Origin of the sequence: Bauldia sp., from assembly GCA_037200845.1 — a bacterium.
Classification (GTDB): Bacteria; Pseudomonadota; Alphaproteobacteria; order Rhizobiales; family Kaistiaceae; genus DASZQY01.
In genome coordinates, this window is sequence record JBBCGQ010000001.1 from 2,023,729 (window position 1) to 2,037,674 (window position 13,946).

Here is a 13,946-nt window from a genome sequence, read left to right on the forward strand (position 1 = left end):
AAGTGTCGGCGATGGGGTCCGGGGTGTCCATCATTGGGGTCTGCCTATCCCCGCCCTCCCCAGCGGCAATTCCGCCCTCAGATGAGGGTACGCAACGCCTCGGACCAGACCCCGATAGAAGCGACGAACGACACGACGGCGATCAGCGCGGCGGCATCCCGAAAATACGCGGTCATCAACGCAACTCCCTCTGAACTGTCCGGAGTATGTTCATGTTTTGTTCTCCCCGTCAAGGGAGCCTCAAATGCGGTCGTGTCTCAGTTTGAAATTTGGCTGATGACTCGGCAGTTACCCGTGATGCGGGTATCGTCCCCGACAATCGAGGGGCGAGAGACTTGGCCGACACCGAAACGACGTTTTCCCAACTGGTTTTCCAGCGGGCTGCTCGAAATATCGTACTCGCATTCCGCGACAGGCGGATTGACGCGGTTCTCACGGTCTTCTCGCTTGCAGTCGGTTCGGCTCTCTTTCAACAGCAATACGGCTGGGATGCCGTGAAGGAGCAACTTGCAACTTTCATCGCTTACGTGCTCGCGCCATTTGGCTTGGTGGCGCTTATCCTCTCGCTGTGGCACCTAGCATTGGCACCGTCTGAATTGCTCTACGAAGGGCTGAGCCGCGACGTTGCCCGCTCGCCTCGGATCAAAACAGTCAATTGGACGATCTGGAAACAGAGGGCAGAATTCACGGTCGATGAGTTTGCTTCGATCCTCGCACAGAGCGATCCGGTCGCTATCGCACAACCAACCGAGCAGGTTTCCTATCGCGCACTGATCCTTGAAGAGATGCGCAAGAAAGCATTGCCGTACATAGTAGAGAAGCGGGTGGGCCTATACGACACGCGCGCTTACGACGCGCCCCCAGAGGGCAGTACCCACATAAAGCGAGAGGACGCGGTGGCTTGGGCCGAGGCAAAAAAGTTTCCGGTTGACCATTTCAAATAGAAACGCGCTTCCGATACGGCCCACGCTTGCCAGCCTTCGGTGCGCGAGCATCAATCAGCGCCACGATATCCTCCACCGACCACAGGCGATCCGTGACGCCAGCCGCCATTGCCGGCGACAGCTTGTGCGCCTTGTGGGTCTTCACGAAGTTGTAGAACACGAAGTAGAGCGACAGCGCCGCAACGTGCTGATCGATCTTCTTGGAGAACGCATTCGTCAGACGCGTGAAGCGGCGCATCCCCATCCGCATTGAGAGGTTCATGCGCTCGACGTGCGACGTGCTGACGTGCTCGATATCCGGCGAGCCGATCTTCGGTTCCTTGCGCGTCCCTACGCACTCGCTCGGCGAATATTTCTTCTCCGGTCCGACCGCGTTCGCATCGTCGCCGTACAGCTTCACCAGCATGGCGTAATCGACGTTGTTGCCGAAGGCACCGGCGACGGCATCCAGGTACACCTTGTGACCGTCGGTCGTCAGCTGCACGCGATCCGCCAACCGCGCCGCCAAATCGTCCATGAAGAAATTTGCCGTCTCGGCGCTGCGATCTCCGACCATCCACGAAAGGATCATCTTGGAGTCGCTATCAAGCGCGGTCCACGTCCACACATTGCCAGCACCGACCGGGGCCGCCTTGGCGTTCTCGACGTTCTTCGCCTTCGCGTAGCAGAACGACCAGATTTCATCACACTGGACGCGGCGCGCCTTCACGTCGCGCACCGTGTTGTAGTGAAAGGCGCCGCAGGCATCGCCCGCCTGCGCCAGCAGCTTCGCGACAGTGTTGATCGACACATCGGCCACGCGGCTCACCGACCGCATGGACGACCCTTCCACCAGCATGGAGAGGATTTGGACGCGCTTCGCGAGGGGCAGCTTGTTCATGCCCCTAATATGTGAAACTTTATGCTTAGCGTCAAGCATAAAGTTCATATCAAACAATAATCCGTAGCTGCGGTTTTTGCCTCGGAACTGGGTAAAGCCGCTGCGTGTCCTCTTCGCTGAGACCGAACATTTCGCCTAGATCGGCGGGTGTATAGCCGAGTTCATTTAGGTGAGCGGAAATCACATCGCGAAGGGTCGAAGGCGATTCCGGCGCCGTGACCTGGACAGGCTCACGTTCCCGGAAACCACGCTTAGACATCTGCACGAAATGATACTTCTTGCTTCGATCAGAAATCGACCCGGCCTCCCACGCCTTGTAGATCAGAGACTGCATCGACACGCCCCAATACAGTTTGAGATCCATCAGCCTTTGGATGCCAAGTCCATAAAGCTGAGGCTTAATTTCGCGGGTCGGCATTAGGAACTCAGATGCGAAACGGTTCGCCTGAACTTCCTGATCAGGATTCGGCGTCTGATGCATAACGAGATGGCCCAATTCATGGGCCAAGCTGAAACGCAAGCGGTCAACCGGCTGCGTGGCATTGATGAAGATGATTGGCGGTAGACCGTCCGACGCGTGCTGCCCAAACCCATCAATGAGCGGAGTGCCAAAATCGAAGGGGACGATGATAACGCCCGAATCCTCGATCAGCTTGGACACGCTCTTGATCGGTCCGCGCGGAACCATCCAGTGCTGGCGGATCGCAGCAGCAATTTCCGAAACCCGACCGTCAAAAGCGTCCGGGTCCATCGCTGGCACGGCGGCAAGTGTCGGCTCTAGTTCGACTCCCTCTAAGAGACGTTTGAGCGTGAGCCTGTAAACCTCGGCTTGTGCATGTATGGCATCGAGATCACGCGCGCCTAGCTTCTGCCGCTTGCGGTGGAAACTTACCGGCGGCATCCGAACGTATGAACCGTCGCCGAAAAATGACGGGCGAACTCCTAAAGCGCCAGCAATTGCCGCGGCCAAGTCAGCATCCGGCTGGATGCGGCCGCGCTCGATCTTCGATAGCTGGCCTTGGGTAATTCGGTCCTTAAGCACCGCAACCAATTCGGCTTGGCTAACCTTTCGTAGTTGTCGCGCCAACGTAAGCATCTCGCCATTGAAGCGATCAGCCATTACCGGCTTCCCGCTTCTTGTCCCGCTTCGCGCGAACGCGGCCGCTGGGCTTCGTCTCTTCCTTCGGGGTGATCTCTGTAACCGCAGCGCCCGCGAGGACGACTGGAATCGGTTCCCACGCCTGTTTTCCCTTCTCGTCGTTGCAGACGAGATACATGGGCGGATGCTGAGGATCGTTCTCAGTCGGCGCGTACCCGAAATAAAGGTTGGTCGAAGGCTGGTCGTCCAAGAGCATCGTGCCTTGGTTCCGGTCGAAGTTCTTCGAGGCCGTCGTCCGGTTAGTCCTCGCACGAAGCTTGGCGCTTAGCTTCTTGATCCGGAGGTTGAAGCGGCCGACGCTGAATGACGTTGCGTTGCCGTGGCGATGGTGGCGGATGCCATCATCCTCGATAGTTAGGGCGAGGAATCTCGTCTTGGCGAGATCGCGAATGACGCCAGCCCGCGTCCAGCCCTCCAAGGAATGCATGATTGGGCCGAACCGTTCGTAAAACTCGTCCATCGCGTCCTGAAAAGCCTTCCCAAGCTTCTCAATTCGACCGGATAACGCGGTTACTGCCTCTTCCCGACCACGTATCGACATGTTCAGATGGACCTCGAATCGTTGGTGTGCCTAGCATCCTAGACCTACGCTGTCCGATTTCAAGGAAATTATTCGGAACTTAACCGTGGCTTTAGCTCAGGTGCGCCTTTGCCATTTTTTGGCCAGCGCCTCCATTTCGCAGAACACGGTCGGGCGCGAAGGCTTGTCTGGAGGATTTCGCACGATCTCTATGAACTCTCGCGCGGCGAGCCAGTCGTTAACAAAGGTTCCGCGCATCCACCTAGAATAAAACTTCCGATCGAGTATCTTCCTTTTGAAGGCTATCGCTAGAAGTTCGTAATGATTTAGAAAGAATAGTATTTTGGTCTTTTCTTTTATTTTCTCAGCATCATTTGTATTAGCAAGTTCTTGAAATCTATTCGTATCACGTACGTTTTTAAAATGATCTACTAGGTCTCTATAGTATTCTTGGGATTCGGTACGCTCTATTAAATCCAAGGTGGCACGAAGTCGAGCAATCTTGCGGTTTTGATAGATGGAAACCATCGCGATTATCGCCGCGATAAGGGCCGCAACAGCGGTCACGGCGGGCGAAACCCACCAAAAAGCAGGGGCCGCAGACGCTATTTGCGTCGCGGCCCCTGGTAAAACGGATGGATCGGGCACTTAGTCTCGGGTTCCCTCACGAAACATCATCTGCACTCCCTCCTACAAACTCGTTAGCGTCTATATAGCCCTTCGCCTATTAAACCGCAATCAAAAACCCTTGTTCCATCTGGATTTGGCTGCCTTTTTGGCGATCTCCGATCGGCGCTTCTTGCTCAGGCTGGTTGCCCGCGCCTTCCCGCCTTTGGACCCCAACTCGGCCGCTGCTGATTTAGTGACGCCGCTTTCCTCCGCCTCCCCGGTGGCGAGCCGCCCAATCAGGATCGCCGCGCCGATAACGTCGGCTGGCCTCTTCTCGCCTTTCGGTCCGCGCGGCATGTATCGGTACCTCTCCTTCGCCTAGACAGTAGGGGCAATCCCTCGCCCCACGTCCTAGGCACGTCACGCAAGTCATACCCGATTCCTGCTTGCCGGTTCCGTCGCAAGCCTCGCAGGCTAGCTCTCCGGCGCCGTCGCAGCGTTGGCAATCGCGCATGCTTGCCGCTAAGCATATAGCCCGACGCGCGCAAGCCGCTAGAGCGCGTCAAGATTGTCTAAATTCAAACTGAGACACGACCTCAAATGCGCGGGAATGCGGCAACGTTCCCTTCACCGCGCCGAGCGACGGCAGGCAACCCAGCCGCGTTCGGGACGTTGGGCTCCCATCGGGCGGTTCGTCAAAACGTCCAAGAAAAAAGGGAGTCTCCACCATGAAGACGCAGCTCACACTCGCGGCCCTCTCGGCCGCCCTGCTCATCGGCACTGCGAGCATCGCCGCGAACGCGGCCGGTATCACGGTCGGCGGCGGCAACGGGTCGATCGTGTCCGGCACGATCGGCAACAACAGCGTCAACGTCGGTACGTCCAACACGTCGGGTCCGCTGGCCACGGTCACCAATAGCGGCAGCGCCACCGGCAACGGCTCCAGCACCGATGCCAACATCAACCTGGGCAACCTCAACGGCAACGGCGGCAGCGCCGGCAGCGCTCTCGCCTCGGTCGACAACAACGGCAACCTGACCGGCGACGACTCATCGACCACGGGCACCGTCGATCTCGGCAGCCTGCTGAACGGCATCGACCTCGGCGGTCTCGGCGGCATCGGCGGCGGCCTGCCCGGTACGGGTGGCAACGGCGGTGGCAATGGCGGCAACGGCGGTAACGGTGGTGGCACCGGCGTCGCCGGTGGCGGCGCCAATGGCGGCGGTGGCTCGGCTGCCATCTTCGCCAGCCTCAGCGCCGGCGACCAGGGCACGCTGCGCGCCCGCTGCCGTGCGATCATCGCCGACCCGTCGATCTATAAGCCCGACGTCGTCAACTTCTGCCGCATGGTCGCGAAGCTCTAGCCCTCCCAGGCAATCGCGACGTCAGGGGCCGCCCGGTGCCACGCCGGGCGGCCTTTTCTATGCCTGGTCGGCGGAGGCCGCGGGCGGCAGGAACTCTGCCGGCGGCGCCGCGGCGACCAGCGAGGGCTGGCGGCGGAGCTCGACCACCTTGCCGCGCTCGAGCGTGATCGCGCGGTCCATGCGCGCGGCGAGGTCGTGATTGTGCGTCGCGATCAGGCAGGAAAGCTTCGAGGCGCGCACCAGCCGCATCAGCCCGTCGAAGACCATCCCCGCCGTCGTCGGGTCGAGGTTGCCCGTCGGCTCGTCGGCGAGCAGCAGGCGGGGCCCGTTGGCGACGGCGCGGGCGATCGCCACGCGCTGCTGCTCGCCGCCCGACATGGCGGTCGGCCGGTGCTCCGCCCTCTCCTTCACGCGCATGTAGGCGAGAAGCTGCAGCGAGCGCGCCATCGCCTCGGCGCGCTTCATGCCGCGGATCAGTTGCGGCATCATCACGTTTTCCAGCGCCGTGAATTCCGGCAGCAGGTGATGGAACTGGTAGACGAAGCCGATGTGCAGCCGGCGCAGCATCGTGCGCTCGGAATCGGAAAGCTTGCTCGACGCATAGCCCGAGACGAACACCTCGCCCTTGTTGGGATGCTCGAGCAGGCCCGCGATCTGCAAGAGCGTCGATTTGCCGGCGCCCGACGGCGCGACCAGCGCGACCATCTCGCCGGGGAAGATGTCGAGATTGGCGCCGGAGAGCACTGTCAGCGCGCCGCCGGAAGCGTCGGGGTAATGCCGCTCGATGCCCGCCAGCCTGAGGATCGGGCGTCTTGCCGGTTGCTGCTGCGGCGCAGTGCTCATTCGTAGCGCAGCGCCTCGACCGGATCGAGCCGCGCCGCCCGCCACGCCGGGTAAAGCGTCGCCAGGAACGACAGGGCCAGCGCCATGACCAGCACCGTGATCGTCTCGCGCGGATCGATCACCGACGGTAGCTGGCTGAGGAAGTAGAGCTCCGGCGAGAACAGCTCGGTCTGCGTCAGGCGGGAGATGAACTGCCGGATCGGCTCGACATTGCTGGCGATGGCGATGCCGAGCAGGAAGCCGGCGAGCGTGCCGATCGTTCCGATCGAGGCGCCGGCGATGAAGAACACGCGCATGACCGCGCCGCGTGTCGCCCCCATGGTGCGCAGGATGGCGATGTCGTGGCCCTTGTCCTTCACCAGCATAGTGAGGCCGGAGATGATGTTGAGCGCCGCGACGATGACGATCAGCGTCAGGATCAGGAACATCACGTTCCGCTCGACCTCCAGCGCCGAGAAGAAGGTGACGTTGCGCTCCTGCCAGTCGGTGATCAGCGCCTGGCGGCCGACGGCGGCGTCGATGGCCGGGCGGAGCGCCGCCACCTGGTCGGCGCTCTTGAGATAGACCTCGATCGCGCTCGCCTCGTCGTCGAGACCGAAGAAAGCCTGCGCGTCCGCGAACGGCAGGATGACGAAGGTCGAGTCGTACTCCGCCATGCCGATCTCGAAGATCGCCTTGACCGGATACGCCTTGATGCGCGGCGTCACGCCGAACGGCGTCACGCTGCCGCGCGGGATGACGATGGTGAGATTCTCGCCGATGGTAAGGCCGAGCGCCGACGCCAGCCGGGTGCCGATCGCGACCCCCGCCGGACGTATCGAAATTATCGAGCGCGCCGAGGCGGACGTTGTTGTAGATGCCGGGCACCTTGGGCAGGTCCTGCTGGCGGATGCCGCGCACCAGCGCGCCGCTGGAGGTCGACGGCCCGCTCGCCAGCGCCTGTCCCTCGACCAGCGGGATGGCCGCCACCACGCCCTGCACCTTGGCGATGCGCGCCGCGACGTCGGCATAGTCGGTGAGTTTCGAATCCATCGCCTGGATGATGACGTGGCCGTTGAGGCCGAGGATCTTGTCGATGAGTTGGGCGCGGAAGCCGTTCATGACCGCCATGACGATGATCAGCGTGGCGACGCCGAGCATGATGCCGATCAGCGAGAACATCGCGATGACCAGCCCGGAGGCATGGCGGCGCGGGCGCATGTAGCGCAGCGCCAGCATCCACTCGAAGCGCGAGAACGGCCGTGTGCCGACCGGCAGCGCCATATTGCCCTCAGCCTTTCCGCCGGCCTCAGCCGGCCTGGATACGCTTCACGACGCCGTCCAGCGGCAGCGTCTCGCGGACGCCCGTGGCGCGCCGCTTGATCTCGACCTCGCCGCGTTCCAGCCCCTTCGGCCCGACGACCACCTGCCAGGGCAGGCCGATCAGGTCCATCGTGGCAAACTTGGCGCCGGCACGCTGGTCGAGATCGTCGTAGAGCACGGTGATTCCGGCATTCGTAAGACGCTCGTAGATCGAGTCGGCCGCCGCGTCGACCCTGGCGTCGCCGGCCTTGAGGTTGATCAGGCCGACCGCGAAGGGCGCCACGGCATCCGGCCAGATGATGCCGGCCTCGTCGTGGCTGGCCTCGATGATGCCGCCGACCAAGCGCGACACGCCGATGCCGTACGATCCCATGTGCACGAAAACCTCGGTGCCATCGGGGCCGGTGACCTTCGCCCCCATCGGCTGGGAATACTTCGTGCCGAAATAGAAGATGTGGCCGACCTCGATGCCGCGCGCCGTGATCCGCCGGTCCTCGGGGAGCTCGGCGAAGGCGGCGGGATCGTGCTTCTCGTCGGTCGCGGCATAGGGCGTCGTCCACGCGCTGACGATGGACGACAGGTCGCCGCGGAAGTCGGTGTCGGCGGAGGGAATCGGCAGGTCCATCAGGTCGCGCGAGCAGAAGACTTCGCTCTCCCCCCGTCGAAGCCAGAATGATGAACTCGTGGCTCATGTCGCCGCCGATCGGGCCGGTGTCGGCGCGCATCGGAATCGCCTTGAGGCCGAGCCGGTCGAAGGTACGCAGATACGCGACAAACATGCGGTTGTACGCCGCCTGTGCCGCCTCGCGGCTGATGTCGAAGGAGTATGCATCCTTCATCAGGAATTCGCGGCCGCGCATGACGCCGAATCGCGGGCGCACCTCGTCGCGGAACTTCCACTGGATGTGATAGAGATTGAGCGGCATCGCGCGGTACGACGACACGTACGAGCGGAAGATGTCGGTCACCATCTCCTCGTTCGTCGGGCCGTAGAGCATGTCGCGCTCGTGGCGATCCTCGATGCGCAGCATCTCCTTGCCGTAGGCCTCGTAGCGCCCGCTTTCCTTCCAGAGATCGGCAGGCTGCAAAGTGGGCATCAGGATCTCGATCGCGCCCGAGCGATCCTGCTCCTCGCGCACGATCTCGGCGATTTTCGCCAGCACGCGCTCGCCCAAAGGCAACCAGGAGTAGATTTCCGGCGGCCTGCTGCCGGACGAGCCCCGCGCGCAGCATCAGGCGATGCGAAACGATCTCCGCTTCCTTAGGCGTCTCACGCAAAATCGGCAGGAAATAGCGGGAAAGTCGCATTGTCAGAAATTTCTCCGGCGGCGCGAAAGCGCGCGCATTTGAAACGGCGGACCGCCGAAAACACAAGCTATTTCGGCTCGTTCGCGGCATTGCGAGCGGTCACGAATCGCGCACAGCCAGACGGGAAACCATTTGGCGCGAAAGCCGAAAAATGTGCAAAATTTTCGGGCGAAGGCTGCACAAATTGGTGACAACGCCCAGCTAGTTGGATAGTGTTGCCTACATAACAAGGGGATGACAGAGGTCGCTGAGACCCACCCCGATAAAAAGGCATCGCGGTCTAAGTCTTGGGAGGAAGGTTCCTTCGGGCGCGCTTAACGGCTGCTGCCGCTGAGCCCGAAAAATAAAAGTCCAACCAGCCTGTTGGTCTGTCGGGCTCTGGAACGAGGGAATAGGACGCGGAACTCGATGAGCAAGGCCGGAAGGCCTTGCTTTTTTTATGTCCGCGCGCCGCTCGCTCTCACTTCTTTGCGTCGAGCAGGTTCGCGAAACTCTCCAGCGACACGCCGTAGACGTTCACCGCCACCCACATGCCGCCGACGATGATGCCGGCGAGGATCGTCGTCGCGATCGCGACGCGCACGAGGCGCGGCCGCGCCGGCGCGCTCGCGGTCGTGCCGAGCGTCACTTCGCCGGCTTCCTGCTGCGTGCGGATGCCGAACGGTAAGACGGCAAACAACACCACCCACCAGACGACGAAATAGACGGCGATCGTGCTGAAGACGGTCATGCCTGCTCCAGCTCGATGAGGGTGCCGAGGAAGTCTTTCGGGTGGACGAAGATCACCGGCTTGCCGTGCGCCCCGATCTTCGGCTCCGCGTCGCCAAGGATGCGGGCGCCGCGCGCGGCCAGATCGCGGGCGGCGGCACGCACGTCGCTCACCTCGTAGCAGATGTGATGAATGCCGCCGAACGGGTTGCGCTCGAGGAAGCCGCGGATCGGCGAAGCATCGCCGAGCGGCGTGATCAGCTCGACCTTGGTGTTGGGTAGCTCGATGAACACAGTGGTGACGCCATGCTCCGGCTGCGCCACCGGCTCGGACACCTGCGCGCCCAGCATGTCGCGGTAGAGCGCCGACCCGGCAACGATGTCGGGCACCGCGATGGCGACGTGGTTGAGGCGGCCGATCATGCCACCGCTCATACGACCGCGACGAACACCGTGCAAATGGGCTTCTTGCCCCAGGCCTCGGCCACCGCCGACCGCACGGCGCGGCGTACCGCCTCGGCGAGCACGTCCTGGTCGCGCTTCTGCGGGCGCGGGATCGACTCCAGCGTGCCGAGGATCGCGTTCATCACGGTATCCTCAAGGGGCTGGCCCTCGGCATCTTTCAGCGGGAGTCCGGTGAGCGCGATGTCCGGATCGGCCGCCTGCTCACCCTTGCGGTTGACCACCAGCGACACCGCGACGTGGCCGGCGAACGACAGCTTGCGCCGCTCGGCGACGCCAACGCCCTCGAGACTGCCGATCAGGTTGCCGTCCTTGTAAAGGCGGCCGACCTCGATGGTGTCGACTTCCTTGACCGGCTCGGGCGACAGCCGCGTCACCACGCCGTCCTTGATCGTGATCACGGTCGGCACGCCGAGGTCGCGCGCCAGCTCCGCATGCGCCGCCATGTGCATCGGCTCGCCGTGCACCGGCACCGCGATCTGCGGCTTGGTCCACGCGTACATCTCGGTCAGCTCGCCGCGCCGCGGATGGCCGGAGACATGCACCAGGCGGTCACGGTCGGTCATGACGCGCACGCCGCGCGCCGTCAGGGCATTGATGATGCGATTGATCTCGAGTTCGTTGCCGGGAATGGCGCGCGCCGAGAAAACGACGAGATCGCCCGGCACCAGCTCGATGCGCGGATGATCGTCGATGGCGACCCGCGCCATCGAGGCGCGCGTTTCGCCCTGGCTGCCGGTGAGGATGAGGACGACCTTGTCGCGCGGCAGGTGCGCGAAGCTGTCCTCGTCGAGGAAGGGCGGCAGGCCGTCGAGCATGTGCAACTCGTCGGCGACCTCGATGACGCGGCGAAGCGCCCGGCCGCTGATCACGACGTTGCGCCGCGCCGCCTGCGCCGCCAGCGCGATCGAGCGGATGCGGCCGACGTTGGAGGCAAAGGTGGTGAACGCCACCCTGCCCTTTGCGTGCTTGACGATATCGGCAAGTTCGCGCGCCACCTCGGTCTCGCTCGGGCTGCGCCCCTCGCGCATGGCGTTGGTCGAGTCGCAGACCAGCGCCAGCACGCCCTCCTCGCCGATCGCCTTCAGCCGCGCCGCGTCGGTCGGCAGGCCGACGGTCGGCGTGTCGTCGAGCTTCCAGTCGCCGGTGTGGAGGATGGTGCCGAGCGGCGTGCGGATCGCCAGCGCGTGCGACTCCGGGATCGAATGGGCGACGTTGATGTACTCGACGTCGAACAGGCCGACCTTGATGCGCTCGCCGGGCTTGACGATGGTGACCGGCACGGCCTGCGCCCCGGGCTCCGACAGAACCTTGGCGGCCAGCAGGTTGGCGGTGAACGCCGTGGCATAGACCGGCACGCGGAGCCGCGGCCACAGGTCGATCAGCGCGCCGAAATGATCCTCGTGCGCATGCGTGATGACGATGCCGGCGAGATTGGTGCGCTCCTCTTCCAGATACGCGATGTCCGGGAAGACGAGATCGACGCCGGGCAGGTCGGCATGCGCGAAGGCGACGCCGAAGTCGATCGCCAGCCACTGGCGATCATGCTTGCGGCCGACGCCATACAGCATCAGGTTCATGCCGATCTCGCCGACGCCGCCGAGCGGCAGCATGACCAGTTCGTTCTTGTCGCCCTTGGCCATCACATCGCCGCCGCGAAGAAGACGTCGCCGGCGCTGATCGTCTCGCGCCTGCCGTCGGCGCGGAGCAGGATCAGGCGTCCGGCATCGTCGAGGTCGGCGAAGCGCCCGTCAACGGTGCGGTCCGCAAGATTGACGCGGATCGCCTCGCCGAGGCCGCCGGATCGCGCCAGCCAGGCGGAGCGGGTCTGCGCGAAGCCGGCGCCGCGATCCCAGCGGGCGAGTTCGGACGCCATACGAACAGCAAGCGCCGCGAACAGCGCGTCCGCCTCGACCGCGATACCGCGCGCGGCGAAGTCTGTCGCGGGATAGGCGCCGGTGATCTCGGGATGAGCGACGCAATTGACGCCGATGCCGACTACAACCGCAAAGCCGGTCGCCAGCTTCTCGCCCTCGATCAGAATCCCGGACACCTTCTCGCGATCGAGCAGCAGATCGTTCGGCCATTTCAGCGCCAGGCGATCGGCAAGCGCGGGGCCGGCAACGTCGATCACCGCCTGATGCAGCGCAACGCCCGCGACGAAGGACACCGTGGCGGCAACTGCCGCCGGCGCCGGATCGATCAGCAGCAGCGACGCGGCAAGATTTCCACGATCGGTAGACCAGGAGCGGCCGCGGCGGCCGCGTCCCGCGCTCTGTTCGCCAGCCGTGATCCAGAGATTGCCCGCGTCCCCTGCCCGCGCCTTCGCGAAGGCTTCGGCGCTGGTCGAGGGCAGCGTGTCGTGCGCCTCGTGGCGGAAGCCGGCTGGGAGGGCCAGCGCCATCGCGGCGCTCAGAAGAATGTCTTCGCGGCGACTTCGGCGATGCCGCCGACCGGGCCGGCGATGAAGACAAAGAACAGGGTGAACGCCCCGCTGATCGCCAGCACGACGCGGAGCTCCACCGCCATCGGCACGAACTTCTCTACCGGCTCGTCGAAATACATGATCTTCACGATGCGCAGATAGTAGTAGGCGCCGACGACGCTGGCGAGCACGCCGATGACGGCGAGCGGATAGAGGCCGGCCTGCACCGCCGCGAGGAAGACGTAAAACTTGGCGAAGAAGCCGCCGAGCGGCGGGATGCCGGCGAGGGAAAAAAGCAGGAGTCCCAGCATGAACGCCAGCACCGGATTGGTGCGCGACAGGCCGGCCAACTCGCCGATGTCCTCGACCATGCCTGTCGGCCGCCGCATTGCCAGGATCACCGCGAAGGCGCCGAGCGTCATCGCGAGATAGACGACGAGGTAGATCACGACGCCCTGCACGCCCGCCTGGTTGCCGGCGGCCAGCCCGACCAGCGCGTAGCCCATGTGGCCGATGGACGAGTAAGCCATCAGTCGCTTGATGTTGCGCTGGCCGATCGCGGCGAACGATCCGAGCACCATCGAGGCGATGGCGATGAACGAAATGATCTGCGACCAGTCGTGCGTGATGCCGGCGAACGGCGTGACCAGTGCGCGCACGAACAGCGCCATCGCGGCGACTTTCGGCGCCGCCGCGAGGAACGCCGTGACCGGCGTCGGCGCGCCCTCGTAGACGTCGGGCGTCCACATGTGGAACGGCACGGCGGAGACCTTGAAGGCGAGGCCGGCGATCAGGAACACCAGCCCGAAGACGAGACCGAGGGAGGCATGATCGCCGACCGCCGCGGCGATGCCGGCGAAGGTCGTCTGGCCGGTGAAGCCGTAGATCAGCGACGCGCCGTAGAGCAACATGCCCGACGACAACGCGCCGAGGACGAAATATTTGAGGCCCGCCTCGGTCGACTTGAGCGAGTCGCGGTTGATCGCGGCGACGACGTAGAGCGCCAGCGACTGCAGCTCCAGGCCGAGATAGAGCCCGATCAGGTCGTTGGCCGACACCATCATCAGCATGCCGAGCGTCGCGATGACGATGAGCACCGGATACTCGAAGCGGTCCAGCTTCTCGCGCCGCATGAAGTTGATCGACATGACGATGGCGACGCCGGAGCCGATCAGCACCAGCAGCTTGATCAGGCGCGAGAACGGATCGATGACGAAGGCGCCGTTGAAGTAGATGCCACCGTTCTGGAGGATCAGGACGACGGCGGCCGCCAGCACGATCAGCGCCACCGCGAGATAGTTCACCACCGCCGACGCCCGCTCGCCGCCGAACACGCCGATCATCAGCAGGACAAGCGCGCCGACGCCGAGCACCAGCTCGGGCAGGACGGGGATGAAGGAGAAGTCGACTTCGGTCATCCCT

General features: G+C 63.6%; 13 protein-coding genes and 2 pseudogenes. 2 read left to right on the forward strand and 13 right to left on the reverse strand.

Going from position 1 to position 13,946, the window contains the following annotated elements:
* Positions 1–335: 335 nt before the first annotated feature.
* Positions 336–944 carry a hypothetical protein gene (locus tag WDM94_09905; protein ID MEJ0012925.1) on the forward strand — a complete coding sequence of 203 codons (609 nt, stop codon included), beginning with the start codon at positions 336–338 and terminating at the stop codon, positions 942–944.
* Here the strand turns inward: WDM94_09905 and WDM94_09910 are convergent.
* The 5 genes from WDM94_09910 to WDM94_09930 form a co-directional block, all read right to left on the reverse strand.
* Positions 937–1,824, reverse strand: coding sequence for an IS1 family transposase (locus WDM94_09910; GenBank protein MEJ0012926.1), 888 nt, complete (start codon positions 1,822–1,824; stop codon positions 937–939). The two genes, WDM94_09905 and WDM94_09910, sit on opposite strands and share 8 nt — an antisense overlap.
* Before the next feature lie 49 nt (positions 1,825–1,873).
* Complete coding sequence (locus WDM94_09915) at positions 1,874–2,944, reverse strand: XRE family transcriptional regulator (protein ID MEJ0012927.1); 1,071 nt, start codon at positions 2,942–2,944, stop codon at positions 1,874–1,876.
* The gene (locus WDM94_09920; protein ID MEJ0012928.1) at positions 2,937–3,443 is read right to left on the reverse strand and encodes a hypothetical protein; all 507 of its coding nucleotides are present in this window, start codon (positions 3,441–3,443) and stop codon (positions 2,937–2,939) included. The genes WDM94_09915 and WDM94_09920 overlap by 8 nt, the downstream gene beginning before the upstream one ends.
* 177 nt (positions 3,444–3,620) lie before the next feature.
* Positions 3,621–4,151: a DUF4760 domain-containing protein gene (locus tag WDM94_09925; protein ID MEJ0012929.1), complete on the reverse strand. Its 531-nt coding sequence runs from the start codon at positions 4,149–4,151 to the stop codon at positions 3,621–3,623.
* A 90-nt stretch (positions 4,152–4,241) separates the two neighbouring features.
* Entirely contained in the window at positions 4,242–4,469 is a 228-nt protein-coding gene (locus WDM94_09930; GenBank protein MEJ0012930.1) for an RNA-binding protein, read from the reverse strand.
* A gap of 371 nt (positions 4,470–4,840) precedes the next feature.
* Here WDM94_09930 and WDM94_09935 point away from each other — a divergent pair, with 371 nt between their 5' ends.
* On the forward strand, positions 4,841–5,476 hold the full coding sequence (locus WDM94_09935; GenBank protein MEJ0012931.1) for a hypothetical protein: 636 nt from the start codon (positions 4,841–4,843) through the stop codon (positions 5,474–5,476).
* Positions 5,477–5,533: 57 nt separating this feature from the next.
* Here the strand turns inward: WDM94_09935 and WDM94_09940 are convergent, their stop codons facing one another.
* The 8 genes and pseudogenes from WDM94_09940 to nuoN all read right to left on the reverse strand — a co-directional run bounded on the left by WDM94_09940 (position 5,534) and on the right by nuoN (position 13,942).
* Positions 5,534–6,319, reverse strand: coding sequence for an ABC transporter ATP-binding protein (locus tag WDM94_09940; GenBank protein MEJ0012932.1), 786 nt, complete (start codon positions 6,317–6,319; stop codon positions 5,534–5,536).
* Positions 6,316–7,537: pseudogene (locus WDM94_09945) on the reverse strand (lipoprotein-releasing ABC transporter permease subunit). Before WDM94_09945 ends, WDM94_09940 begins: the two are co-directional and overlap by 4 nt.
* A gap of 70 nt (positions 7,538–7,607) precedes the next feature.
* A pseudogene (locus WDM94_09950) lies at positions 7,608–8,929 on the reverse strand (proline--tRNA ligase).
* Positions 8,930–9,389: 460 nt separating this feature from the next.
* Positions 9,390–9,659, reverse strand: coding sequence for a DUF1467 family protein (locus WDM94_09955; GenBank protein MEJ0012933.1), 270 nt, complete (start codon positions 9,657–9,659; stop codon positions 9,390–9,392).
* Positions 9,656–10,060, reverse strand: coding sequence for a methylmalonyl-CoA epimerase (gene mce / locus WDM94_09960; protein MEJ0012934.1), 405 nt, complete (start codon positions 10,058–10,060; stop codon positions 9,656–9,658). Before mce ends, WDM94_09955 begins: the two co-directional genes overlap by 4 nt.
* An 8-nt stretch (positions 10,061–10,068) precedes the next feature.
* Positions 10,069–11,742, reverse strand: a complete 1,674-nt coding sequence (locus WDM94_09965) for a ribonuclease J (protein MEJ0012935.1) — start codon at positions 11,740–11,742, stop codon at positions 10,069–10,071.
* On the reverse strand, positions 11,742–12,503 hold the full coding sequence (locus tag WDM94_09970) for a biotin--[acetyl-CoA-carboxylase] ligase (GenBank protein ID MEJ0012936.1): 762 nt from the start codon (positions 12,501–12,503) through the stop codon (positions 11,742–11,744). The genes WDM94_09965 and WDM94_09970 overlap by 1 nt, the downstream gene beginning before the upstream one ends.
* An 8-nt stretch (positions 12,504–12,511) precedes the next feature.
* Complete coding sequence (gene nuoN / locus WDM94_09975; protein MEJ0012937.1) at positions 12,512–13,942, reverse strand: NADH-quinone oxidoreductase subunit NuoN; 1,431 nt, start codon at positions 13,940–13,942, stop codon at positions 12,512–12,514.
* Positions 13,943–13,946 lie beyond the last annotated feature (4 nt).

What these genes read in the sequence shown, in the direction of transcription:
- nuoN (MEJ0012937.1), bottom strand. Translation starts at nt 13,942, where the DNA reads ATGACCGAAGTCGACTTCTCCTTCATCCCCGTCCTGCCCGAGCTGGTG.
- WDM94_09915 (MEJ0012927.1), bottom strand. Translation starts at nt 2,944, where the DNA reads ATGGCTGATCGCTTCAATGGCGAGATGCTTACGTTGGCGCGACAACTA.
- mce (MEJ0012934.1), bottom strand. Translation starts at nt 10,060, where the DNA reads ATGATCGGCCGCCTCAACCACGTCGCCATCGCGGTGCCCGACATCGTT.
- WDM94_09970 (MEJ0012936.1), bottom strand. Translation starts at nt 12,503, where the DNA reads ATGGCGCTGGCCCTCCCAGCCGGCTTCCGCCACGAGGCGCACGACACG.
- WDM94_09920 (MEJ0012928.1), bottom strand. Translation starts at nt 3,443, where the DNA reads ATGGACGAGTTTTACGAACGGTTCGGCCCAATCATGCATTCCTTGGAG.
- WDM94_09955 (MEJ0012933.1), bottom strand. Translation starts at nt 9,659, where the DNA reads ATGACCGTCTTCAGCACGATCGCCGTCTATTTCGTCGTCTGGTGGGTG.
- WDM94_09935 (MEJ0012931.1), top strand. Translation starts at nt 4,841, where the DNA reads ATGAAGACGCAGCTCACACTCGCGGCCCTCTCGGCCGCCCTGCTCATC.
- WDM94_09965 (MEJ0012935.1), bottom strand. Translation starts at nt 11,742, where the DNA reads ATGGCCAAGGGCGACAAGAACGAACTGGTCATGCTGCCGCTCGGCGGC.
- WDM94_09930 (MEJ0012930.1), bottom strand. Translation starts at nt 4,469, where the DNA reads ATGCCGCGCGGACCGAAAGGCGAGAAGAGGCCAGCCGACGTTATCGGC.
- WDM94_09910 (MEJ0012926.1), bottom strand. Translation starts at nt 1,824, where the DNA reads ATGAACAAGCTGCCCCTCGCGAAGCGCGTCCAAATCCTCTCCATGCTG.
- WDM94_09940 (MEJ0012932.1), bottom strand. Translation starts at nt 6,319, where the DNA reads ATGAGCACTGCGCCGCAGCAGCAACCGGCAAGACGCCCGATCCTCAGG.